Genomic DNA, 23,423 nt, shown 5'->3' on the forward strand with positions numbered 1-23,423 from the left:
ATGGAGGCTAGTTTTTATCGTCGATGCGCAGCATAGGGCAGGGGACGGATCCGCAAGGCTTTTACCGACGGTTACAAACAAACGGGGCGCAGGCGGCGTTAACCGCGTGCGCCCCGATGGCGTGCTTGCAGACCCAAATACGTCGCTTAGTCTTCGCGGCGCAGGTGCGGGAAGAGGATGACGTCGCGGATGCTCGGGCTATCGGTCAGCAGCATCACCAGACGGTCGATGCCGATGCCACAGCCGCCCGTCGGAGGCATACCGTACTCCAGCGCACGAATGTAGTCGGCGTCGTAGAACATCGCTTCTTCGTCGCCGGCGTCTTTCTGCTCGACCTGCTTCTTGAAGCGCGCGGCCTGGTCTTCCGGATCGTTCAGTTCCGAGAAGCCATTCGCGATTTCGCGGCCCGTGATGAAGAGTTCGAAGCGCTCGGTGATGCCCGGCTGCGTGTCCGAGGCGCGCGCGAGCGGTGACACTTCCACGGGGTAATCGATGATGTAGGTCGGCTCCCACAGTTGCGACTCGGCCGTCTCTTCGAACAGCGCCAGTTGCAGTGAACCGACGCCGGCATTCAGGAACGCGGGCTGGTTCGTATCGACACCGAACTTCTTCAGTTCGGTGCGCAGGAACGCGGCGTCGGCGAGTTGCGCGTCCGTGTACTGCGGTGCGTACTTCTGGATCGCCTGCGTGATCGTCAGGCGGTGGAACGGCTTCGACAGGTCGAGTTCGCGGCCCTGGTAGGTCACGACGGCGCTGCCGAGCGCGTCGATCGCGGCCTGGCGGATCAGCGCTTCGGTGAAGTCCATGAGCCACGTGTAGTCCGTATACGCGGCGTAGAACTCCATCATCGTGAATTCCGGATTGTGACGCGGCGACACGCCCTCGTTACGGAAATTCCGGTTGATCTCGAACACGCGCTCGAAGCCGCCGACCACGAGGCGCTTCAGATACAGCTCAGGCGCGATGCGCATGAACATCTGCATGTCGAGCGCATTGTGGTGCGTGACGAACGGCTTGGCTGCCGCGCCGCCCGGGATCGGGTGCAGCATCGGCGTTTCGACTTCCATGAAGTTGGCGTCGGCCATGAAGCGGCGCACCGACGAGATCGCCTTCGTGCGCGCAACAAACGTCTTGCGCGATTCGGGCGTGACGATCAGGTCGACGTAGCGTTGGCGATAACGCATTTCCTGGTCGGCGAGGCCGTGGAACTTGTCCGGCAGCGGACGCAGCGCCTTCGAGAGCAGGCGCAGCTCCGTGCAGCGCACCGACAGTTCGCCCTTGTTCGTGCGGAACAGCACGCCGCGCGCAGCGACGATGTCGCCGAGATCCCACTTCTTGAATGCGTCGTAAGTCGCTTCGCCGACATCGGCGGGCGTGATGAAAAACTGGATCTGGCCCGAGCCGTCACGCACCGTCGCGAAGCTGGCCTTGCCCATCACGCGCTTGAGCATCATCCGGCCGGCGACCGAGACCTCCAGCGCCTGCGCTTCGAGCGCGTCCTTGTCGGTGTCGGCGTGGTCGCGCTGCAGGTCGGCAGCCTGATGGGTCGGGCGGAAGTCGTTCGGATAGGCGACACCGGCCTCGCGCAGCGCGCGCAGTTTCTCGCGGCGCTCGGCGATGATCTGGTTGTCGTCCAGTTCGGGCGCGGCGCTTGCCGCAGTCGGCTGGGTCGGTTCGGTCATGATGGCTTGGGTTCGGTAATTCGGATTTTCTGGGCCACGGGGCGCGCCGTGCTGCACGGTTCGCGACTGGCGGAAATGCTTTCGGGACTCTAGCGCTTCTGCTACCTACTGCGGTTACGCGCCGTAGTTTTCGCGCTGTGCTGCAGCGACCGCGGCACGTTTGTCGCCGGGTGCCGCAGCGGGCCGAAACTGCACCTCGCCAGGCACCACGGCAGCGCCTGCGCGGCTTAAACGCCCTGTTTCAGGCTCGCGCTGATGAAATCGTCGAGATCGCCGTCGAGCACGGCCTTCGTGTTGCTGATTTCGACGTTGGTGCGCAGGTCCTTGATACGGCTGTTGTCGAGCACATAGGAGCGGATCTGGTGACCCCAGCCCACGTCCGACTTGCCCGCTTCGAGCTTGTCCTGTTCCGACTGGCGCTTGCGCATTTCGGCCTCGTAGAGGCGCGACTTCAGCATCGCCATTGCCTCGGCGCGGTTGCGGTGCTGCGAGCGGTCGTTCTGGCACTGCACGACGATACCCGATGGCATGTGCGTGATACGCACGGCGGAGTCGGTCTTGTTGATGTGCTGGCCGCCCGCGCCCGAAGCGCGGTACGTGTCGATGCGCAGATCGGCCGGATTGACTTCGATCTCGAACGAATCGTCGATTTCCGGATACACGAACACCGACGAGAACGACGTATGGCGACCGCCCGACGAATCGAACGGCGACTTGCGCACGAGGCGGTGAATGCCGGTTTCGGTGCGCAGGAAGCCGTAGGCGTATTCGCCTTCGACCTTGATCGTCGCGCTCTTGATGCCGGCGACGTCGCCTTCGGACTCTTCGAGCACTTCCGTCTTGAAGCCCTTGCGCTCGCAGTAACGTACGTACTGGCGCAGCAGCATCGACGCCCAGTCGCACGCTTCGGTGCCGCCGGCGCCGGCCTGGATGTCGATGAATGCGTTGTTGGGGTCGGCCGGATTCGAGAACATGCGGCGGAATTCGACGTCTGCGACGCGCTTCTCGATTTCGGCGGCGTCGGCTTCGCAGGCGACGAGCGTGTCTTCGTCGCTTTCTTCGCGCGCCATCTCGAAGAGATCCTGCGTGTCGCGCACGTCGTTTTCGATGCTGCCGAGCACGTTGACGACGCCTTCAAGCAGCTTCTTTTCCTTGCCGAGCCCCTGAGCGTGCTTCGAGTCGTTCCAGACGTTGGGGTCTTCGAGTTCGCGGTTGACTTCGATCAGTCGCGTGGACTTGGCATCGTAGTCAAAGATACCCCCGTAGCTCGCCCGCGCGCGTGCGCAGGTTCGCCAAAGAGGCTTCGATCGCGTTAAGACGTTCCGCTTCCATTTGTTTCGTGATCCGGGGCGTAAAACATTGAATTATAGCCGATTAGCCCCTCAACAAGGACGCGGCGGGCGCCGGGCGTGCCGCGACTTTCGCGGCGTCCTTCACAGCGTCAGTCGGCCGCGTGCTCCACGACGAGCTGCACGCGCGAGACGCCGTTCCACGTGTCGCGCACGAGCCGATAGGCGAGCGTCGTGCGCTGCGGCAACGTTTCGGTGCGATTGAACCAGATCGCGTTGAAGCGCTGGCGGCCGCGCAGCAACTGGAGCTTCAGGTGCTTGTCCTTCACGAGCGCCTGCGATGCGACCTCGAATTCCCCTGCGAATACGGGCGCCGGAAAGCCCTGGCCCCAGACCGCGGCATCGAGCATCTCGACGAAAGCCGGCGTGAAGTACGCCTCTTCGAGATCGCCGTCGGTTTCGATGGTGCGCGCGAGCGCTTCCGCCGAAAGCCACTCGCGGCCCACGCGCTCGAACGCCGAAGCGAAGCGCGGCACGTCGGCGGCGGCGATCGTGAGGCCCGCCGCCATCGCATGGCCGCCGAACTTGAGGATGAGGCCCGGCTCGCGCTTGCTGATGAGATCCACCGCGTCGCGCAGATGGAAACCAGGGATCGAGCGGCCCGAGCCTTTCACGAGTTCACCGCCGTCGTCGGCGGGGGCGAACGTGAACGACGGACGATTGAACTTCTCCTTGAGCCGTCCCGCGACGATCCCGATCACGCCCTGATGCCAGCCTGGATTGAACAGCGTGATCGTGGCGTTGCCTTCAGGGTCGACGTCGGCGAGATCGGCGAGTGCCTGCTGCTGCATGCCGGCCTCGATTTCGCGGCGCTCGCGGTTCATCGCGTCGAGCTGCTGCGCGAGCGCCCATGCGCGGCCCACGTCGTCGGTGGTCAGGCACTCGATGCCGAGCGACATGTCCGAGAGCCGTCCTGCCGCATTCAGGCGCGGCCCGAGCGCAAAGCCGAGGTCGAAGCCCGATGCGCTTTTCGCGTCGCGTCCCGCCGCGCGAAAGAGTGCGGCGATGCCCGGCTGCATGCGGCCGTTGCGGATGCGCTGGAGTCCTTGCGCGACGAGCACGCGGTTGTTGCAGTCGAGGCGCACGACGTCGGCAACCGTGCCGAGCGCCACGAGATCGAGCAGGCCGTCGAGGCGCGGCTCGGGGCGTGCTTCGGTGAACGCGTTGCGGCGGCGCAGTTCCGCGCGCAGTGCGAGCAGCACGTAGAACATCACGCCCACGCCCGCGATGTGCTTGCTTTCGAACGTGCAGCCCGGCTGGTTCGGATTCACGATCGCGCGCGCGGCGGGAAGCGTATCGCCGGGGAGGTGGTGATCGGTGACGAGCACGTCGATGCCAAGCGCGTTGGCCGCTTCCACGCCCTCGACGCTCGCGATGCCGTTATCGACGGTGATCAGCAAGTCGGGCTTGCCGCCGGGACGCTGCGCCGCGAGCGCGACGATTTCCGGCGTGAGGCCGTAGCCGTACTCGAAGCGGTTCGGCACGAGGTAATCGATCTGCGCGCCGAGCATGCGCAGCCCGCGCACGGCCACCGCGCAGGCGGTGGCGCCATCGCAGTCGTAGTCGGCGACGACCAGCATGCGACGGTTCGCGGCGAGGGCGTCGGCGAGGAGCGTGACGGCGGCTTCGAGGCCCTTCAGGCCGGCGGGCGGCAAGAGGCGCGCGAGGCCGGTCTCGATTTCGTCGGGCTGGCACACGCCGCGCGACGCATAGAGGCGCGCCAGGACCGGATGCAGGCCGTGGCGGACGAGCGCTTCGGCGTCGGCGGGAGAGCAGGCGCGGGTGACGATTCGGGTCATGCGGGACGGCTTTTCGTTGAGTTATTCGATGAACAGCGACGCAAACACGCGACGCCGCCAGAATTTGCGCAGGTCGCCGCGCGTGATCGTGAGATCGACCGAGCCGGTGTCACCGCACAGTGTGAGATCGAGCGCGCCGAGTTCGCCTGCCGCGAGCGCCGCGAGGGCGGGCGCGAACCAGTCGCGCTCCATGGCGGCGAAGGCGGCGTTCCAGCGGCTCCAGTCCTGCTGGATGAACGGGGCCGAAAACGGATCGAGTTCGATGAGCGTCGTACCGGTGTGCGGCCCATTCTGCGGTGCCGGGCGCGCGGCTGTGTAGGCAGCGAACGTGGCCGGGGCGCTGTCCACATCGACGCCCGCCGCGAGCGCGAGGCCGCGCGTGGCGGCCGCATCCGAGCGCACGCGCGAAAACGGGCTCTTGACCGGACGCAGCTTGCCCTGCGCGTGAAACCAGATCGAATTGACGGAGGGCAGGCCGTGCGCTTCGCGAGCCTCGTTGACCGGGTGCTCGAACCAGGCCATCTGCACTTCGTTCTGCAGCTTCATCCACGCACGCGAGCGCTGGCCGGAGCCTGCTTCGTGCGGTAGCCAGATCTCGATGTTGCGGCCGCTCGCGCGCAGCGGCGATGCGCCCGCGAGCGTGCCGAAGCTGTCGCTCGAGAGGTACCAGCGATACGGCGTCGGCGCGATGACCTGCACGCCCAGCTCTTCGATCAGCGGCTTCGCGACGGTGTAGAGCGTGGCGGCGTCGGTGTCGGCAAGGTCGAGCGATGCCGGGTCGATCAGCACAAGATGGTCGTGCGCGATCCGCACATGCACGGGCTGGACGCATGCCCAGGTAGCGTCGCCGGGCGAGCCGCCGTCGGCGAGCAGCATGTAGGGGGCGAGCGGCGCTTCGTCGTCGGCGGGGGACGTGTTCGCCGGGCCGCCTGCACCCATGGTGGCGGCTCCGAACTGTCTCGCCACCCAGCGCTCGTGCGGCAGCGTGCGCTGGAAATCCTCGCCAATGACGGTTTCCCCGGCACTCGCCCGGGCGACAAGTTTGTCGAGTGCCGGGGTGTCGAGGCCCGCGAGGGCGGTTGAGGCCGCTGCGGCAGAAGGTAACGCGAAGGGGACGAGGAGATGGAGTCGGTCGGCGGGCATGATGGGGCGAATTGTACTTCGCCACCTCGACAGCCGGGCGCGTCGCGCGGCCTCTGCTGTGTCGTGCTGCTCGTTGCCGTGCGCGTGCTGCCATAGGAATCAGGCACTTGTGCGCGAAATTGCGCTCGAAGGAAGATGGATCCGGCCGGGCTGGCGGGTCCCCGTTGACGCGCATGCCGATCGCGGCTGGGGTGCAAAGGGCATTTCGCTGCGCCAATGTGGCAAACTTCGCGCTTGATCGCCGCGGCGAAAGAGGCCCGGACCCCGCTGCCCGTACCCATGGCCCGGGCCTGGATGCGTGGTGCCGGCGAGCGACGATCCGTGACGCCGGCGGCGAGGCCGTCGGCAGCGCACAATGAAGACGCAGATAAGGATTCGCTTGAAACTTCCCTATGAATGGCAGATAGGCTGGCGCTACACCCGCGCCGGCAAGCGCACGACCGGCAATGGGTTCATCTCGTTCATCGCGCTCGTTTCGATGTCGGGCATCGCACTCGGCGTCGCGGCGCTCATCGTCGTGCTTTCGGTGATGAACGGCTTTCAGCGCGACGTGCGCGACCGCATGCTGTCGGTGCTCGCACACGTCGAAATTTTTTCGCCGACGGGCTCGATGCCCGACTGGCAACTGACCGCGAAGGAAGCGAGGACCAACCCCTCGGTGATCGGTGCGGCGCCTTACGTCGAAGCCCAGGCACTCCTCACGCGCGGTGACAGCGTGAGCGGTGTCGCGCTACGCGGCATCGAGCCGTCCGAAGAACCGCAGGTCTCCGATATCGGCAAGGAAATGAAGGCGGGCAGCCTGAACGACCTCGTGCCGGGCAGCTTCGGCATCGTGCTCGGCGCCGATCTCGCGGGGAGTCTCGGCGTGCAGATCGGCGACAAGATCACGCTCGTCGCCCCTGAAGGGACGATCACGCCCGCCGGCATGCTGCCGCGCCTGAAGCAGTTCACGGTGGTCGGCGTGTTCGAGTCGGGGCATTACGAGTACGACAGCACGCTCGCGCTCGTGCACATCCGCGATGCCGAAATCCTTTACCGCCTGCCCGCGCCGACCGGCGTGCGCCTGCGCGTCAAGGACATGCAGCGCGCGCCTGACGTTGCGCGCCAGCTCGTGCACACGCTTTCGGGCGACCTCTATATCCGCGACTGGACGCAGCAGAACAAAACGTGGTTCTCGGCCGTGCAGATCGAAAAGCGCATGATGTTCATCATTCTCACGCTCATCATCGCGGTCGCGGCGTTCAATCTCGTTTCGTCGCTCGTGATGACCGTCACCAACAAGCAGGCCGACATCGCCATCCTGCGCACGCTCGGTGCGCAGCCTTCGTCGATCATGAAAATCTTCGTCGTGCAGGGCGTGACGATCGGCTTTGCCGGGACCGCGATTGGCGTCGCGCTCGGCTGCCTGATCGCGTGGAGCATTCCGTGGCTCGTGCCGATGATCGAGCACCTGCTCGGCGTGCAGTTCCTGCCGCCGTCCGTCTATTTCATCAGCGAGCTGCCTTCCGAACTCGTCGCCTCCGACGTGATCCGCATCGGCTTGATTGCGTTCGTGCTGTCCGCGCTCGCGACGCTCTATCCGAGCTGGCGCGCGGCCAAGGTTCGTCCCGCGGAGGCACTGCGTTATGAATGACCGTCAATCGATGCTCGCCGCCGCGGGCGACTATCCCTGGGTGATCGAAGCCGTCGGCATCTCGAAGACGTTCGCCCAGGGCGGTCTCGAAGTGCAGGTGCTCAAGCACACCGAACTCAAGGTCCGGCGCGGCGAAAAGCTCGCGGTAGTGGGCGCGTCCGGCTCCGGCAAGAGCACGCTGCTGCACGTGCTGGGCGGTCTCGACGAGCCCGGCACGGGCAAGGTCTCGGTGCTCGGCAAGCCGTTTACCGAACTCTCCGAGCGCGAGCGCAACGATCTGCGTAACCGCGCGCTCGGCTTCGTCTATCAGTTCCATCATCTGCTGCCCGAATTCACGGCGCTCGACAACGTGGCGATGCCGCTGCGCATCCGTCGCATGACGCAGGACGACGCGCGTCACGAGGCCTTGGAGATGCTGGACCGCGTGGGCCTCGCGCATCGCGCGAAGCACCGGCCCGGGCAGCTCTCGGGCGGCGAGCGGCAGCGCGTGGCGATCGCGCGCGCGCTCGTGACGAAGCCCGCGTGCGTACTCGCCGACGAACCGACCGGCAACCTCGACGGCAGCACCGCCGACACGGTGTTCAACCTGATGCTGGAACTCTCCGACACGTTCGACACGAGTTTCGTGATCGTGACGCACGACCCGGACCTGGCTGCGCGGTGCGATCGCATCGTGCGGCTGCGCGACGGCGTATTGCACGAGGAGCCGGTCGTGCCGGTGTAAAGGGGGTAGGAAGCGCCATGTGGATCGACACGCACTGCCATCTCGACGCCGCAGAATTCGACGCAGACCGCGACGCGGTCATCGCGGCGGCGTGCGCGGCGGGCGTGTCGCGCATCTTGATTCCGGCGGTCGCGCGCGAGAACTTTGCGACGGTGCGCGCCCTGGCGCATCGCGTGGAGGGCGCGGTGTACGCGCTTGGCATTCATCCGCTCTATACGCCCCACGCGCGCGATGAGGATCTCGACACGCTGCGCCGGGAGATAGAGTCGAGTCTCGACGATCCGCGTTTCGTGGGCATCGGCGAGATCGGCCTCGACTATTTCGTACCGGGCCTCGACGACGCCCGGCAGCAACACTTCTACGACGCCCAGCTGAAACTTGCGCGCGAATTCGGCCTGCCTGCGATCTGCCACGTGCGCAAGTCGCAGGACCAGGTGCTGAAGGGCCTGCGCCGTAACGGGGTGCATCAAGGCATCGCCCACGCGTTCAACGGCAGCTTCCAGCAGGCGCAAGCCTTCATTGATCACGGGATGCATCTGGGCTTCGGCGGCAACGTCACGTTCGAGCGGGCGCTGCAGATCAGGCGGCTCGCACAGCAACTTCCGCTTGAAGCGATCGTCATGGAAACCGACGCGCCGGACATCTCGCCCGCCTGGCTCTATCGCGAGCGCAATACGCCGGATCAGGTGCCGCGCATCGGTGCCGTGCTCGCAGGCTTGCGCGGACTGACGCCCGACGAAGTCGCCCTTGGCACAACGGCTAACGTTGCAGCTGCGCTGCCACGGCTCGCGCTTTCGTCCGCATAATCGATTCGATGGCGGCGTGCGGCGCTTAGGCGCTGCACGGCTTGCGTTCGTGCTGTTCGCACCGCCTCGATTCGAGGAGTTCGGATGCGGGCGGTGTGGGGCGGATTTGCACTTGGCGTGTGGTGGCTTCAGCAGCAGGCGGCTTTGCCGGGGCGGGGCGGCTGGTTTGCGCTCGTCGTCGCGGCGGTAGCGGCGGGCGCGTGGAGTGTGTGGGCGCTGGCGGGTGCGGCGGTCACCGAGCGTGTTCGATGCGACGCTTGCGATGATCGCGTTCGTCCGGCCCCGGCAGCCGCGAGCGGGCGGTGGCCAAGGCGATACCTCGTTCGTTTCATACGCCCGAGCGGCTGGCTGGCGCTCTGGGTTGCCGCTGCTTGTGCGGGATTTGGCTACGCGAGTTTCCGCGCGCAACTGCGCCTCGCCGATGCATTGCCTGTCGCCTGGCAGACACGCGATATCGAAATCACGGGTTATGTGGCCGGGTTGCCGTCATGGTCCGAAGATGGCGCGCGCTTTCCCTTCACTGTGGAATCATGGGGTGCACCTACTGCGGCGGATGGTCTTCCGCACACGATCCAGCTCACGTGGGTTGCGCGCGACGCGCCGCTTCCTCCGCTCGTGCCCGGCGCACGCTGGCGTTTTGCGGTGCGCCTGAAACGGCCGCACGGCGAGCGCAATTTCGGCCTGCGCGATGCCGAAGCGGCGATGCTTGCGCGAGGCGTCCGCGCGACCGGCTATGTGAGCGATTCGCTGCGCGCGCAGCGACTCGCCGACGATGCGAGCGGCATCGGCATTCGTATCGAACGATGGCGTGCGGCGGTGCGCGCACGCATCGATACCGTGCTCGCCGACGCGCCACATCGCGGCATCGTCGTGGCGCTCGCGACCGGCGCCCAGGACGCCGTGAGCGATGCCGACTGGCGACTGATGCGCAACACCGGCACATCCCATCTTGTAGCGATTTCCGGCCTGCATCTCGCATTCGTCGCGGGGCTCGGCGGCTGGGCGGCGGGGGCGTTCTGGCGGCGCGCACGTTGGCGCGGTGTGGAGGCGCCGTTGATCGTGCCCGCCCAGAAAATCGCCGTGGCCGGCGCGGTGTGTGCGGCGGGTCTTCACGCCGCGCTCGCGGGTTTTAACGTGCCGGTCCAGCGTGCGCTCTGGATGCTCGCGGTGGCGGCGGTCGCGGTCCTGAGCGGGCGCAATGTGGCGCGCTCGCAAGTGCTTGCATGGGCGCTCGCGCTCGTGCTGATCCGCGATCCGTGGGCGGTGACGGCGGCGGGATTCTGGCTTTCGTTCGGCGCAGTGGCGGCGATACTCTTCGCTGCTGCGGGCGTGCCGCGAGTGCGGCGCGAGAGACGCGAGGGCGATGCGCCCGACAACGTCGATCCGATGAGTGACGCGGCCCCCGTGGTCTCACGTGCCAACACAATGCGACGCCTGCTCATGCACGCACGCAATGCCGCGCGCGGAATGGCAGTCCGACTGACGGACGCCGCGCGAGTGCAATGGGCGGTGACGATTGCCCTCGCGCCGCTTACGGCTTACTGGTTTGCGCAGATCCCGCTGATCGGCCCGTTTGCGAATGCATTGGCGATTCCCTTCGTCAGCGCGCTCGTGACGCCCGCGGTGCTCGCAAGCGTGGCGATTCCGGCGCCGTTCGACGCCTTTATATTGCGAGCGGCTCACGCGATGCTCGATCTGCTCGCGGCTGTCCTCGGCTGGTTCGATGGCGTGTCGTGGGCCGTGTTGCGCCTGTCGCAACCCAGCGCCTGGGCGCTGGCGTGTGCAGCGTTGGGTGTGGCGTGGTGTCTCGCGCCGCGCGGCTGGCCGCTGCGCTGGATCGCACCGTTCATGTGGCTGCCGCTCCTCGTTCCAGCCCCGACGGGGCCGCCCGCCGGGGCGTTCCGGCTCACCGCGCTCGACGTCGGGCAGGGCACTTCGGTGCTCGTGGAAACGGCGCGCCATACGCTGCTCTTCGACGCGGGAACGGGGCCGGAATCGACGCACGCGGGCGAGCGGATCGTCGTGCCGTATCTGCAGGCGCACGGCGTCCAGAGCCTCGACATGCTCATGGTGAGCCACGACGACTCCGATCACTCCGGCGGCGCGCCGGCCGTGCTCGATCAGGTCGCGGTGAAGCAGTTCGCTGCGGGCATCCAGCCGGATCATCCGCTCTGGGCGAGTGCGCGCCGAAGCGGCGCACAGGTGATCCAGTGCGCGGCGGGTCAGCGCTGGCACTGGGATGGCATCGACTTCGAGGTACTTTGGCCCGACGCCGGCCCACTCGCGGGCAAGCCGAACGCGCGTTGCTGCGTGCTGCGCGTCTCAACGACGGGGCAGGGCGATGCCACCGCGGCGCTCCTCGCGGCGGATATCGAAGCCGCCACCGAACGCACACTCCTCGCGCGCGCGGCCGATCGCCTGCGCGCCCAGGTGCTGGTGGTGCCCCATCACGGCAGCCGCACGTCGTCCACCGAGCCGTTCCTCGACTCTGTCTGGCCGCTCGTCGCCATTTTTCAGGTAGGCTACCTGAACCGTTTTCACCACCCGCATCCCGGCGTGTACGCACGCTACGCGGCGCGTCACATCGTTCTCACTCGCAGCGACTCGGATGGGGCCGTGCGCGTCGAGGCCCGGAACGGCGCTCTTGCGGTCGAACGCTACGTCGACACGCAGCGTCGCTACTGGATGGACGTACCGGACGATTGACGCGGCGGTGGCCGCCCATTAACACAACAACGGAGACAACCGGCCTTTGAAGAACGTCATCCACTTTTCGCACGCTAACGGCTTTCCTGCCTCGACGTATCGAACGTTTTTCGCCGAACTCGGCGACAGCTACGAGTTGCGCCACATCGAGCGCGTCGGTCACGACGCGCGTTTTCCGGTCACGCGCGACTGGCCGCATCTCGTCGATGAGCTGATCGAGGACATCGAGCGCAGCTACGAGCAGCCCGTGTGGCTCGTCGGCCATTCGCTCGGCGGCTATCTGTCGCTGATGGCGGCACTCAGGAAGCCGCAGTGGGTGCGAGGGGTGGTGATGCTCGATTCGCCCGTGATCGCGGGATGGCGCAGCGGCATGCTGCGCGTGTCGCAGTGGACGGGCCTCGACGAGCGTCTTTCGCCCGCCGCGGCTACGCGCAATCGGCGCACCACCTGGGCGAGCCGCGACGAGGCATGGCGGCACTTCCATTCGAAGCCCGCATTTGCGCGCTGGGACGAGCGCGTCTTGTCCGACTACGTCGACTTCGGCATTCCTCAGACATCGGCCGAAGGCACGCGCACGCTGGCGTTCGACCGGCGCGTCGAATATTTGATCTACCGCACACTGCCGCACACGCTCGGCGCGCGTCTCGCTCACGGCTCGCCTGTGCCGGTCGGCTTCATCGCTGGCACGCATTCGAAGGAAGTGCGTCAGGTCGGGCTCGCGGCGACGCAACGCATCGCAGGCGAGCGCTTCGAATGGATCGAAGGCTCGCACCTTTACCCGATGGAGCGTCCGATCGAAACGGCACGTGCCGTGCAGCGCCTGCTCTTCTCGATGGACAACGTTTGACGCGGCACGACGAGCGCACGGCCGTTGACGCAAACGGCTGCGCCTTCGCTGGCGGGGCCTCCATCCGCGACTCTGTCGTGCCCTCGTCGTACCTCCAGGCGCAGCACGAACCGCGCACCGGCCAAAGCTGTGCCACGCTCGCGAACGCTCGTGCGCAGCTCTCGCCATGAACGCACCATGATCGCGTGGTGATCGTGTCATACCGGGCTCGCGCAAAAAGCAGGGTTAGCCCTTGCTTTACGGTATAATCCGTTTTTCCCGCGAGCATCCAGCGATGACCAAATATGTTTTCGTCACCGGCGGCGTAGTTTCATCCCTCGGCAAGGGCATTGCCGCCGCCTCCCTCGCCGCGATCCTCGAATCGCGCGGTCTGAAAGTCACCCTCCTCAAGCTCGATCCCTACATCAACGTCGACCCCGGCACGATGAGCCCGTTTCAGCACGGCGAAGTGTTCGTGACGGAAGACGGAGCGGAAACCGACCTCGACCTCGGCCACTATGAGCGCTTCATCAGCACGAAGATGCGCAAGGCCAACAACTTCACCACGGGCCAGATCTACGAATCGGTGATCCGCAAGGAACGCCGCGGCGACTATCTCGGCAAGACGGTGCAGGTCATTCCGCACATCACGAACGAGATCCAGGCATTCGTCGAGCGCGGCGCGGCATCCGCGACGTGCGGCGAGCCAGACGTCGCGATCGTCGAGATCGGCGGCACGGTCGGCGATATCGAATCGTTGCCGTTCCTCGAGGCCGCGCGCCAGATGAGCCTGCGCCTCGGTCGCAATAGCTGCTGCTTCGTGCATCTGACGCTCGTGCCGTTCATCGCGACGGCCGGCGAGCTGAAGACGAAGCCCACGCAGCACAGCGTGCAGAAGCTGCGCGAAATCGGTATCTATCCGAACGTGCTGCTGTGCCGCGCCGACCGTCCGATTCCGGACGACGAGCGCTCGAAGATCTCTATGTTCTCCAACGTGCCTGAAGACGCCGTTATTTCGGTGTGGGACGCGGACAGCATCTACAAGATTCCGCAGATGCTGCACGACCAGGGCCTCGACTCGATCGTCTGCGACGAGCTGAAGATATCCGCGAAACCCGCCGATCTCTCGGTGTGGGCGGAAATGGTCGAGAAACTCGAAAATCCGAAGCATGAAGTCACGATCGGCATGGTCGGCAAGTACGTCGATCTGACCGAGTCGTACAAGTCGCTGATCGAAGCGCTGCGTCACGCGTCGATCAAGACGTCGACGAAGGTGAATATCGAGTACATCGACTCCGAGCAGATCGACGAAGAAGGTGTGGCGAGCCTCCAGCACCTCGACGCGATCCTCGTGCCGGGCGGTTTCGGCCGTCGCGGCACCGAAGGCAAGATCAAGGCGATCCGGTTCGCCCGCGAAGCGAAGGTGCCGTACCTCGGCATCTGCCTCGGCATGCAGCTCGCCGTGATCGAGTTCGCGCGCGACGTGGTGGGTCTCAAGCATGCGAACAGCACGGAGTTCAACCCGGACACGCCGGACCGCGTGGTCGCCCTCATCACCGAATGGGCCGATCGCGAAGGCCGTGTCGAGAAGCGTAGCGAAGACTCGGACCTCGGCGGCACGATGCGCCTCGGTTCGCAGCGCTGCCCGATCAAGCCCGGCACGCTTGCGTCGGAAATCTACGGCAAGGATGTGAACGAGCGCCACCGTCACCGTTATGAGGTCAACAACGGCTACGTGCCCAAGCTCGAAGCGGGCGGTCTCATCATCAGCGCCCGTACGCCGACCGAAGATCTGCCGGAGATGATGGAGTTGCCGCGCGAGATGCACCCGTGGTTCGTCGGCGTTCAGTTCCACCCGGAATTCACGTCCACGCCGCGTGACGGCCATCCTCTCTTCAAATCGTTTGTCGAAGCGGCGCTCGCCCATCAGCAATCGTGCGCCGAGGAGAAAGCATGAATCTGTGTGGTTTCGAGATTGGCCTCGACAAGCCGTTCTTTCTGATCGCGGGTACCTGCGTCGTCGAATCGGAGCAGATGACGATCGACACGGCCGGCCGCCTGAAGGAAATCACCGCGAAGCTCGGCATTCCGTTCATCTACAAGTCCTCGTACGACAAGGCCAACCGCTCGAGCGGCAAGTCGTTTCGTGGCCTCGGGATGGACGAGGGCCTGCGCATCCTTTCCGAAGTGAAGCGCCAGCTCGGTGTGCCCGTGCTGACCGACGTGCACTCGGAAGAGGAGATCGGGCCCGTGGCATCGGTCGTGGACGTGCTGCAGACGCCCGCGTTCCTGTGCCGTCAGACCGACTTCATTCACGCCTGTGCGCGCTCGGGTAAGCCGGTCAACATCAAGAAAGGCCAGTTCCTCGCGCCGCACGACATGAAGAACGTGATCGACAAGGCGCGCGATGCGGCGCGTGAAGCGGGTCTCTCCGAAGACCGTTTCATGGCGTGCGAACGTGGCGTCTCGTTCGGCTATAACAACCTCGTGTCGGACATGCGCTCGCTCGCGATCATGCGCGAGACGCGCGCGCCGGTCGTGATGGACGTGACCCACTCGGTGCAGCTTCCGGGCGGGCAGGGCACGAGTTCCGGCGGCCAGCGCGAGTTCGTGCCGGTGCTCGCACGCGCTGCCGTGGCGACGGGCGTCGCGGGTCTCTTCATGGAGACGCACCCGAAGCCCGCCGAGGCGAAATCCGACGGTCCGAATGCCGTGCCGCTGAACCGTATGGCGGACCTCCTCGAAACGCTCGTGACGCTCGACCAGGCGGTCAAGCGCACGCCGTTCCTCGAAAGCGACTTCAACTGATCGCGATAATGTGCAGCGGCGCGCGGCAAGGCCATGCGCGCCGCGCCTGACAAGAATCACCTTCATTTCCTGAGGAAACCATGAGTGCAATCGTAGACATCATCGGTCGTGAGATTCTGGATTCGCGCGGTAACCCCACCGTCGAATGCGACGTGCTGCTCGAATCGGGCACGATGGGCCGCGCGGCTGTGCCGTCGGGCGCGTCGACGGGCTCGCGTGAAGCGATCGAGCTGCGCGACGGCGAAGCCGGCCGCTACAACGGCAAGGGCGTGCTGAAGGCCGTCGAGCACATCAACACCGAAATTTCCGAGGCGATCATGGGCCTCGACGCGTCGGAACAGGCTTTCCTCGACAAGACCCTGCTCGAACTCGACGGCACCGACAACAAGTCGCGTCTCGGCGCGAACGCGATGCTGGCTGTCTCGATGGCCGTCGCGAAGGCCGCCGCTGAAGAAGCCGGCCTGCCGCTGTACCGCTACTTCGGCGGCTCGGGCGCGATGCAACTGCCGGTCCCGATGATGAACATCGTCAACGGCGGCGCGCACGCGAACAACAGCCTCGACATCCAGGAATTCATGATCGTGCCGGTGAGCCAGCCGACCTTCCGCGAAGCGCTGCGTTGCGGCGCGGAAGTGTTCCACGCGCTCAAGAAGATCCTGTCCGATCGCGGCATGAGCACGGCAGTGGGCGACGAAGGCGGCTTCGCACCGAACTTCGGCAGCAACGACGAGTGTCTCTCGACGATCCTGCAAGCCATCGAGAAGGCCGGCTATCGCGCCGGTGAAGACGTGCTGCTCGCGCTCGACTGCGCGGCGAGCGAGTTCTACCACGACGGCAAGTACCAGCTCGCGGGCGAAGGTCTGCAACTGTCGTCGGCGGAATTCACCGACTACCTCGCCGCACTGTGCGACAAGTTCCCGATCGTCTCGATCGAGGACGGCATGCACGAAGGCGACTGGGCCGGCTGGAAGCTGCTGACCGAAAAGCTCGGCAAGAAGATCCAGCTCGTCGGCGACGACCTGTTCGTCACGAACACGCGCATCCTGAAGGAAGGCATCGAGAAGGGCATCGCAAACTCGATCCTCATCAAGATCAACCAGATCGGCACGCTGACGGAAACTTTCGCAGCGATCGAAATGGCCAAGCGCGCGGGCTATACGGCTGTGATTTCGCACCGTTCGGGCGAAACCGAAGACTCGACGATCGCGGACATCGCCGTCGGCCTGAACGCCGGCCAGATCAAGACCGGTTCGCTCTCGCGCAGCGATCGCATCTCGAAGTACAACCAGCTGCTGCGTATCGAGGAAGATCTCGGCGATATCGCCAGCTACCCGGGCAAGTCGGCGTTCTACAATCTGCGTTGATCTTGCGTTAACTGGTACGCAGCGAATGTCGGCAGCCGCCAAGCTGTCACGCTTCGATTCCTTTGTCCGCCGCCCTGCGTCTGTCGCAGGGCGGCGTTTGATTATCTGGCACCTTTCATGCGGCTTGTTACTGTCGTTTTGATCATTCTGCTGGCGCTGATCCAGTACCCGCTCTGGTGGGGCCGCGGCGGGTGGCTGCGCGTGCACGAGCTGCAGGGGCAACTGGACCAGCAGCTCAAGCAGAACGATGACGAGAAAACGCGCAACGATCGCATTGCGGGCGAAGTGCAGGATCTGCAGAGCGGGACTTCAGCGGTCGAGGAGCGTGCGCGTTACGAGATGGGGATGGTGAAGGACGGCGAGGTGTTCGTTCAGTTCGTGTCGCCGAACCAGCCGCTGCCAACGCCCAGCGTTTCTTCGAACACCTCGACGCGCGGTGTGGTGTCGGCTGCGCCTGTGACGGTCGTGCCGAACCCCGTGTCGCGCGTGCCGGAGAAAAAGCGTGCTCGAGAGAAGGGCGCGAAGACCGAGAAGGACGTGAAGAAAAAGAAGGCGGGCTGAGCCGGATTGCGGCCGAGTCACCGCCAGCTCCGCGGGCGCGTGCAGCCTGAATGAAAAAGCGCGGCGACTAGCCGCGCTTTTTTGCTTTCGGCGATCGGGCGTGCAACGGTGCGCGCCCGCGCTGGACTCACCAGCCCCACCCCCAGCCAGGGGCCCCGTAGCCGACGCCCCAACCACTTCCCCAGCCACCGCTGTAGTAACTGCCGTAGACCGTGACGGGGCGCGCGTAATAGCGCGCCCATGCCTGCTCAGCCGCCTGGGCGGCCATGGCACGGTCCTGGTCGGCGAGCGCCTGACGGTCGATCGCATCGTAGCGCGCGCGCTCCTCACGTGAAAGCGGCTTCGCAACCGTTGGGACACCCGATTGGTCTGCGGGCAGGCGGCTATAGATCGGCGACGGCCCCGGCGGGTCCATCACACAGCCGCTTGTCATCGCGGTGAGTGCGCCGAGCGCGACCAGCGCCGCGATTGTCCCGACGCGCGGCCCCGCAGCGCGCGATCGGCTGGCGCAAAGGTTCACTTTTTTCATGCTTCTTCTCCCTTCTGTCGGACGCCTAAGCAAATCGAGCTGGCAAGAGGCGCCCAGGATCCAGCTTGAGTTCAATCCGCGCGCACGCGCTGCAGCTGGTGCAGCACGTGCGCGGCGACATGCATGGCCGCCTGCGCGAAATTCAATGGCGCCGTTGCGCCGCGGGGGCGACTGCTTCTGAGAGCCCCGGCGTTGCGAAAAGTTGCGCGACGTCCACAGGGTCGAACTCGTAGCGCTGATTGCAGTAGTCGCAGTGAATTTCGACGTGACCGCGCTCTACGATCACACCGTCGATTTCCTCGCGGCCGAGCATCTTCAACATGGCGCCGACTTTTTCGCGCGAGCAGCTGCACAGGAAGCGCGTGGGGGCGGGTTCGAAGTGGCGCACGTTCTCCTGCCAGAAGAGCCGGCGGAACAGCACCTCCGGTTCCTGCTCGAGCAGTTCGTCGCGCGAAAGCGTGCCGCCGAGTGTGCACACACGCGCCCAGGTATCGCCGTCGAGTTCGTTTGGATGCGGCACGATGCCACCGTCGCCCGGCAGCTTTTGCAGCAGCATGCCGACGGCGCGATCGCCATTGGCCGCGAGCCACAGGCGCGTGTCGAGCTGCTCCGAGTGATGCATGTAGTGCTCGAGCACCTCGGAGATCGACTTGAGCGGGCCGTCATCGCCGTTGAGCGGCACGATGCCCTGGTAGGGCTGCTGGCCGGGCTGCTTGTTGGCCGGATCGAGCGTAATCACACAGCGGCCATGGCCGCTCGGATTGATGAGATCGGCGAGCGTCATGTCCTCGGGCAGCGCCGCCGCGGCGTCAGCCGTGACATCGTCGGCGAGCCGCGCGGTCGCACGCATCGACAGATCCGAGCCGCATTGAACGACCAGCATGCGCACGGGACCATCGCCGAAAATCTGCATGATCAGCGTGCCGTCGAACTTCAGGTTGGCCGAGAGCAGGGCGCACGCGGCCATCATTTCGCCGAGCACGGTCTGAACCGGCATCGGGTACTGACGGCGCGTGAGCACCTCCTGCCAGGTGTTGCGCAGCGAGACGATCTCACCGCGCACCGGGGCAGCGCTGAACAAGAATTTCTGCAACTGGTCGTTCACAATCTTTTCCTTCGTTTCGATCCATGCGGCGCGGCTTGCGCCGGCTGGCGGGCATGGATGCCGCCTAGCCGATGCGCACGAGCTGCGCCTTGAAATATTCGCGACGCTTCGCATAGACATCCGCGTTACGCTTGAGGCCGACGATGTCGGCCTCGCTGAGTTCGCGCACCACTTTCGCGGGTGCGCCGAGAATCAGCGAGTTGTCGGGGAACACCTTGCCTTCCGTGACCACCGCGCCCGCGCCGACCAGACAGTTGCGGCCGATCACCGCGCCATTCAAGACCACGGCCTGAATGCCGATCAGCGCGCCTTCCTTCACGGTGCAGCCGTGCAGCATCGCCTGATGGCCGATCGTCACGTTCGCTTCGAGCGTGAGCGGGTAGCCCGGGTCCGTGTGCAGCACGGCGCCTTCCTGGACGTTGCTGCGCTCCCCGACGGTGATCGGCTCGTTGTCGCCGCGCAGCGTCGCCCCGAACCAGACGCTCGATTCCTCGGCGAGCGTCACGTTGCCGACGACGGTTGCGTTGTCCGCGACGAACACGCTTTCGTGAATGGTGGGTGCGGCTTCGCCAAGCTTGTAGATGGCCACGGTGTTGCGTCTCCTGAGTCTCGGGGTGCGACTGCGGCGCTGTTGCGACCGGGCGCAGGGCGCACTGCAGGTGAATCGCGTATTGTAAACGGTTGCGCGCGGACCGCCCGGCATGTCGCGCGGCACGTCCGGCCACGGCAGGTCACGCCAGGCCACGGCGGATCCATACACGCCAGATTTTTCACCGCTTTTCTGTACGTTCTCGATGAATTCCGTTGCTTCAACCGATTCCACACCGAATGCCGACGACTTCAATGCGCCCGGGAACTGGCGTCTTGCTGCGCTCGACGCGCTGCGCGAGTGCAATCCCGCGGCGAAAGCCGAAGCGGTATGCGCGCTTCAGGCGCTCGCACAGGCAGGCATGTCGTGTGGGGCGCCGAACTGGGAGCCGAAGCGCGAACTCGACGCCCCCGCCGGCCTGCCGGGTCGTCCCGACAGGCCCGAGCTTGTCGATCCGCGCCAGCTCAGGCGGCGCAGCATGAGCACGCCGCAGGGCCGCGCGGTGCTGCTGCACGCGCTGGCCCACATCGAATTCAACGCCATCAACCTTGCACTCGACGCCGTCTGGCGCTTCGCGGGGATGCCCGAGACGTTCTACGCCGACTGGCTGACGGTTGCCGCCGAGGAGGCGTATCACTTTTCGCTGCTGAATGCGCGCCTCGCGGACTACGGCCACGCCTATGGCGATTTCCCGGCCCACAACGGCCTGTGGGAGATGTGCGAGCGCACGCGCGATGATGTCCTCGCGCGCATGGCGCTCGTGCCGCGTGTGCTGGAGGCGCGCGGGCTCGACGTCGCGCCACCCATCCGTGCGCGACTGAAGCAGGCGGGCGACGACGAGTCGGCGGCGGTTCTCGACGTGATCCTGCGCGACGAGGTTGGGCATGTGCGCATCGGCAACCGCTGGTTCCGGCATCTGTGCGACGTGCGTGGACTCGACCCGCATGCGGCATGGCTCGCGCTTGCCGAACAGTACCGGGCGCCCCGGATGCGCGGACCCTTCAACTTCGAGGCGCGCCGTTCCGCAGGCTTTGACGACACCGAACTGGAAACGCTCGCCGCCCAGGACGCGTCAGGAGACGCGGCCGACGAGGGTAGCCGAACTGGCGATGGCAGCGAAAAATGAGGGTGTAGGCGTCGATTCGTCGCCGTGTACCGATATAATCGAACGATCATTCTTTTTTCTTGTGCGCCCGTATGAACGTTTCCCGATCCGAGTTCGTTGAAGTCAACGGCATACGCCAGCACGTGCGGCGCTGGGGCTCCAACGACGCGCCCATCCTCTTCATGCTGCACGGCTGGATGGATGTGGCGGCGTCATTCCAGTTTGTCGTCGACGCACTCGGCGGCAACTGGCAGGTCATCGCGCCCGACATGCGCGGTTTCGGCCTCTCGGACTGGCCGGTTGCCGGGCAGGGCGGCGGCAGCTACTGGTTCTACGACTATCTCGCCGATCTGGATGCGCTCCTCGATTGCTATGCGCCCGAAGGCGAAGTGAACCTCGTCGGCCACAGCATGGGCGCGAACATCGCTTGCCTCTATGCGGGCGTGCGGCCCGGGCGCGTGCGTCGCGTGGTCGATCTCGAAGGCTTCGGCATGCCTGCAACCGTGGCCGCGCAGGCGCCGAAGCGCGTGCGCGCGTGGCTCGACGAAATGCGCGCGCGGCCCACGTTGCGAAACTACGCGACGCTCGACGCGGTGGCCGCGCGCCTCACGAAGACGAATCCGCGGCTTGCCGCGGCGCGCGCGAGCTTTCTCGCGCAGCACTGGTCGAAGCCGGACGGTGAGGGCGGCTACATGCTGCTCGCCGATGCGGCGCACAAGATGCGCAGTCCACTTCTATACCGCATCGACGAGGTCATGGCGATCTGGTCGCAGGTGAGCGCGAAGGTGCTGCACGTCGAGGCGGCCGATTCCGAAACGCTCGCGTGGCTCGCGGGCGCTGTTCCTATCGACGAATTCAAGGCGCGTTTCGCCGCGTTTCCCGATTGGCGCGAACGCATCATCGACGATGCCGGTCACATGCTCCACCACGACCAGCCTGAGGAAATTGCGCGGCTGATCGAGGCTTTCTGCGCTTAGCCGCACGATCGGGCCCGACTTTTTGCGCATAACGTCGCCGATGCCGCCAGCCGCTGGCGGCCCTCGGACACCATCGATGCATTGCAGTAAAATGGCGTCAGACTTTTCTCAAGATAGCGATGAACGCCGACCTGCATTGCCACTCCACCGTCTCGGACGGCCAACTCGCTCCCGCCGCCGTCGCGCGGCTGGCGCAGTCGGGCGGGGTCACGCTATGGTCGCTCACCGATCACGACGAGATCGGCGGCCAGCGCGAGGCGCGCGAAACCGCCGAGGCGCTCGGCATGCGCTATCTGTGCGGCGTCGAGATTTCGGTGACGTGGGCGTCGCGCACCGTGCATATCGTCGGCCTGCACGTCGATCCTGATTGTTCGGCACTCGTCGAAGGGCTCGCGCGTACGCGCGACGGCCGCGCCGCACGCGCGGTCGCGATCGGCGAGCGGCTCGGCGAGCTCGGCATCCCCGATGCCTATGAGGGTGCACTGCGCTACGTCTCCAATCCCGACCTGATCTCGCGTACGCACTTCGCGCGCTTCCTCGTCGAGTCGGGCCGCGCGCAGAACACCCAGGATGCGTTTTCGCGCTGGCTCGGCGAAGGCAAGCCGGGCTACGTCGCGCACCGCTGGGCGAAGCTGGCCGATGCGGTCGCGTGGATCAAGGCCGCGGGCGGCGAGGCCGTTATCGCGCATCCGGGCCGCTATCACTACACGCCGCTCCAGTTCGACACGTTTTTCGGCGAATTCATCGATCTCGGCGGCAAGGCCATCGAGGTCGTCACCGGCAGTCACACGCCGGATCAATACGCCGAGTACGCTGCCGTTGCACGCCGCTTCGGCTTCGAGGCGTCGCGCGGCTCAGATTTTCACGCGCCGGGGCCCGATTTCACCGCGCCCGGCAGCCTGCCGCCGCTTCCCGCGAATCTCAAGCCGGTCTGGGAACGATGGCTGTAGGCCGCGCTCGCGCGGCCCACAACCCCTGCACACCGTCGCGCTGTCAGTATCGTTGTGACGTACGATACGTCGGCGTTTCGTTCCCTGTTAGCTGATCACCGCCATGGCCCAGTACTTTCGGCTTCATCCCGACAATCCGCAGCCGCGCCTCGTGAAGCAGGCCGTGCAGATCATCCGCGACGGCGGCGTGATCGCGCTGCCTACCGACTCGAGCTACGCGCTCGCGGCGCGCATCGACGACAAGCAGGCCGCCGAGCGCCTGCGCCGCATCCGCGGACAAGATGAGCGAGCGCTGCTTTCGCTGATGGTGCGGGACCTGTCCGAGCTGGCGAACTTCGCGATGGTGGACAACCAGCAGTACCGGCTCATCAAGTCGGTGACGCCGGGGCCTTATGTATTCGTGCTGCAGGCGACGAAGGAAGTGCCTCGGCGGCTTTCGCATCCGTCGCGCAAGACCATCGGGCTGCGCGTGCCGGGCCACCCGATTCCGCTTGCGATTCTCGAAGAACTCGGCGAGCCGCTGCTCGCCACGACGCTGATCCTGCCGCCGGACACGGAACCGCTCAACGACCCCGAAACGATCCGCGAACGGCTCGAAGCGCCACTTGATCTAGTGATCGACGGCGGCGCGTGTCCGTGCGAACCTTCGACGATCGTCGATCTCACGGGCGGCGAGCCGGTGCTCGTGCGTGCCGGACGCGGGAGCCTCGCGCCGTTCGGTCTCGAGGAGCCGGCCTGATGCTCCGCTTCAACGTCCCCGGCGGCGC

Annotated in this window: 20 protein-coding genes; 13 read left to right on the forward strand and 7 right to left on the reverse strand. The window is 65.8% G+C overall.

The window, feature by feature from the left end; genetic code table 11:
* Positions 1–146: 146 nt before the first annotated feature.
* The 4 genes from lysS to D1Y85_RS06805 all read right to left on the reverse strand — a co-directional run bounded on the left by lysS (position 147) and on the right by D1Y85_RS06805 (position 5,985).
* The gene (gene lysS, locus D1Y85_RS06790) at positions 147–1,682 is read right to left on the reverse strand and encodes a lysine--tRNA ligase (protein WP_124150289.1); all 1,536 of its coding nucleotides are present in this window, start codon (positions 1,680–1,682) and stop codon (positions 147–149) included.
* 227 nt (positions 1,683–1,909) lie between these two features.
* Positions 1,910–3,014 (reverse strand): peptide chain release factor 2 gene (gene prfB, locus D1Y85_RS06795; protein WP_124150290.1). Its coding sequence is split into 2 segments (ribosomal slippage): positions 1,910–2,932 and positions 2,934–3,014, totalling 1,104 coding nucleotides; the frame shifts between segments, so codons are not numbered across the junction.
* Between the two features lie 109 nt (positions 3,015–3,123).
* On the reverse strand, positions 3,124–4,830 hold the full coding sequence (recJ, locus tag D1Y85_RS06800) for a single-stranded-DNA-specific exonuclease RecJ (RefSeq protein WP_124150291.1): 1,707 nt from the start codon (positions 4,828–4,830) through the stop codon (positions 3,124–3,126).
* A 21-nt stretch (positions 4,831–4,851) separates the two neighbouring features.
* Positions 4,852–5,985 carry a regulator gene (locus D1Y85_RS06805; RefSeq protein WP_124150292.1) on the reverse strand — a complete coding sequence of 378 codons (1,134 nt, stop codon included), beginning with the start codon at positions 5,983–5,985 and terminating at the stop codon, positions 4,852–4,854.
* A gap of 367 nt (positions 5,986–6,352) precedes the next feature.
* On the opposite strand from D1Y85_RS06805, the gene D1Y85_RS06810 reads away from it, so the two are divergent.
* From D1Y85_RS06810 to ftsB, 9 genes are all read left to right on the forward strand, one after another.
* Entirely contained in the window at positions 6,353–7,606 is a 1,254-nt protein-coding gene (locus D1Y85_RS06810; protein ID WP_124150293.1) for a lipoprotein-releasing ABC transporter permease subunit, read from the forward strand.
* Positions 7,599–8,330, forward strand: coding sequence for a lipoprotein-releasing ABC transporter ATP-binding protein LolD (gene lolD / locus D1Y85_RS06815; RefSeq protein WP_124150294.1), 732 nt, complete (start codon positions 7,599–7,601; stop codon positions 8,328–8,330). The genes D1Y85_RS06810 and lolD overlap by 8 nt, the downstream gene beginning before the upstream one ends.
* A 17-nt stretch (positions 8,331–8,347) precedes the next feature.
* Entirely contained in the window at positions 8,348–9,136 is a 789-nt protein-coding gene (locus tag D1Y85_RS06820; RefSeq protein ID WP_124150295.1) for a TatD family hydrolase, read from the forward strand.
* Between the two features lie 84 nt (positions 9,137–9,220).
* Entirely contained in the window at positions 9,221–11,842 is a 2,622-nt protein-coding gene (locus D1Y85_RS06825; RefSeq protein WP_124150296.1) for a DNA internalization-related competence protein ComEC/Rec2, read from the forward strand.
* A 46-nt stretch (positions 11,843–11,888) separates the two neighbouring features.
* Positions 11,889–12,689, forward strand: coding sequence for an alpha/beta fold hydrolase (locus D1Y85_RS06830; protein WP_124150297.1), 801 nt, complete (start codon positions 11,889–11,891; stop codon positions 12,687–12,689).
* Positions 12,690–12,963: 274 nt separating this feature from the next.
* Positions 12,964–14,625 (forward strand): CTP synthase, encoded by a 1,662-nt coding sequence (locus tag D1Y85_RS06835; RefSeq protein ID WP_124150298.1) that lies wholly within the window; start codon positions 12,964–12,966, stop codon positions 14,623–14,625.
* Entirely contained in the window at positions 14,622–15,476 is an 855-nt protein-coding gene (gene kdsA / locus D1Y85_RS06840) for a 3-deoxy-8-phosphooctulonate synthase (protein WP_124150299.1), read from the forward strand. The genes D1Y85_RS06835 and kdsA overlap by 4 nt, the downstream gene beginning before the upstream one ends.
* An 80-nt stretch (positions 15,477–15,556) precedes the next feature.
* Entirely contained in the window at positions 15,557–16,840 is a 1,284-nt protein-coding gene (gene eno, locus D1Y85_RS06845) for a phosphopyruvate hydratase (RefSeq protein WP_124150300.1), read from the forward strand.
* 117 nt (positions 16,841–16,957) lie between these two features.
* Complete coding sequence (ftsB, locus tag D1Y85_RS06850) at positions 16,958–17,401, forward strand: cell division protein FtsB (protein WP_124150301.1); 444 nt, start codon at positions 16,958–16,960, stop codon at positions 17,399–17,401.
* A gap of 127 nt (positions 17,402–17,528) precedes the next feature.
* Here ftsB and D1Y85_RS06855 read toward each other — a convergent pair whose 3' ends face one another.
* The 3 genes from D1Y85_RS06855 to D1Y85_RS06865 form a co-directional block, all read right to left on the reverse strand.
* Positions 17,529–17,930: a hypothetical protein gene (locus tag D1Y85_RS06855; protein WP_124150302.1), complete on the reverse strand. Its 402-nt coding sequence runs from the start codon at positions 17,928–17,930 to the stop codon at positions 17,529–17,531.
* A 142-nt stretch (positions 17,931–18,072) separates the two neighbouring features.
* Positions 18,073–19,035, reverse strand: a complete 963-nt coding sequence (gene hslO / locus D1Y85_RS06860) for an Hsp33 family molecular chaperone HslO (protein ID WP_124150303.1) — start codon at positions 19,033–19,035, stop codon at positions 18,073–18,075.
* A gap of 64 nt (positions 19,036–19,099) precedes the next feature.
* Complete coding sequence (locus D1Y85_RS06865) at positions 19,100–19,624, reverse strand: gamma carbonic anhydrase family protein (RefSeq protein ID WP_124150304.1); 525 nt, start codon at positions 19,622–19,624, stop codon at positions 19,100–19,102.
* A gap of 205 nt (positions 19,625–19,829) precedes the next feature.
* Here D1Y85_RS06865 and D1Y85_RS06870 point away from each other — a divergent pair, with 205 nt between their 5' ends.
* The 4 genes from D1Y85_RS06870 (at position 19,830) to D1Y85_RS06885 (ending at position 23,395) form a co-directional block, all read left to right on the forward strand.
* Complete coding sequence (locus D1Y85_RS06870; protein ID WP_124150305.1) at positions 19,830–20,750, forward strand: ferritin-like domain-containing protein; 921 nt, start codon at positions 19,830–19,832, stop codon at positions 20,748–20,750.
* 71 nt (positions 20,751–20,821) lie between these two features.
* Positions 20,822–21,706 (forward strand): alpha/beta fold hydrolase, encoded by an 885-nt coding sequence (locus D1Y85_RS06875; RefSeq protein WP_124150306.1) that lies wholly within the window; start codon positions 20,822–20,824, stop codon positions 21,704–21,706.
* Between the two features lie 119 nt (positions 21,707–21,825).
* Positions 21,826–22,656: a 3',5'-nucleoside bisphosphate phosphatase gene (locus tag D1Y85_RS06880; RefSeq protein WP_124150307.1), complete on the forward strand. Its 831-nt coding sequence runs from the start codon at positions 21,826–21,828 to the stop codon at positions 22,654–22,656.
* 103 nt (positions 22,657–22,759) lie between these two features.
* Positions 22,760–23,395 carry an L-threonylcarbamoyladenylate synthase gene (locus D1Y85_RS06885; protein WP_124150308.1) on the forward strand — a complete coding sequence of 212 codons (636 nt, stop codon included), beginning with the start codon at positions 22,760–22,762 and terminating at the stop codon, positions 23,393–23,395.
* Positions 23,396–23,423 lie beyond the last annotated feature (28 nt).

The sequence above is a fragment of the Paraburkholderia dinghuensis genome (genome assembly GCF_003837865.1).
Lineage (GTDB): Bacteria > Pseudomonadota > Gammaproteobacteria > Burkholderiales > Burkholderiaceae > Paraburkholderia > Paraburkholderia dinghuensis.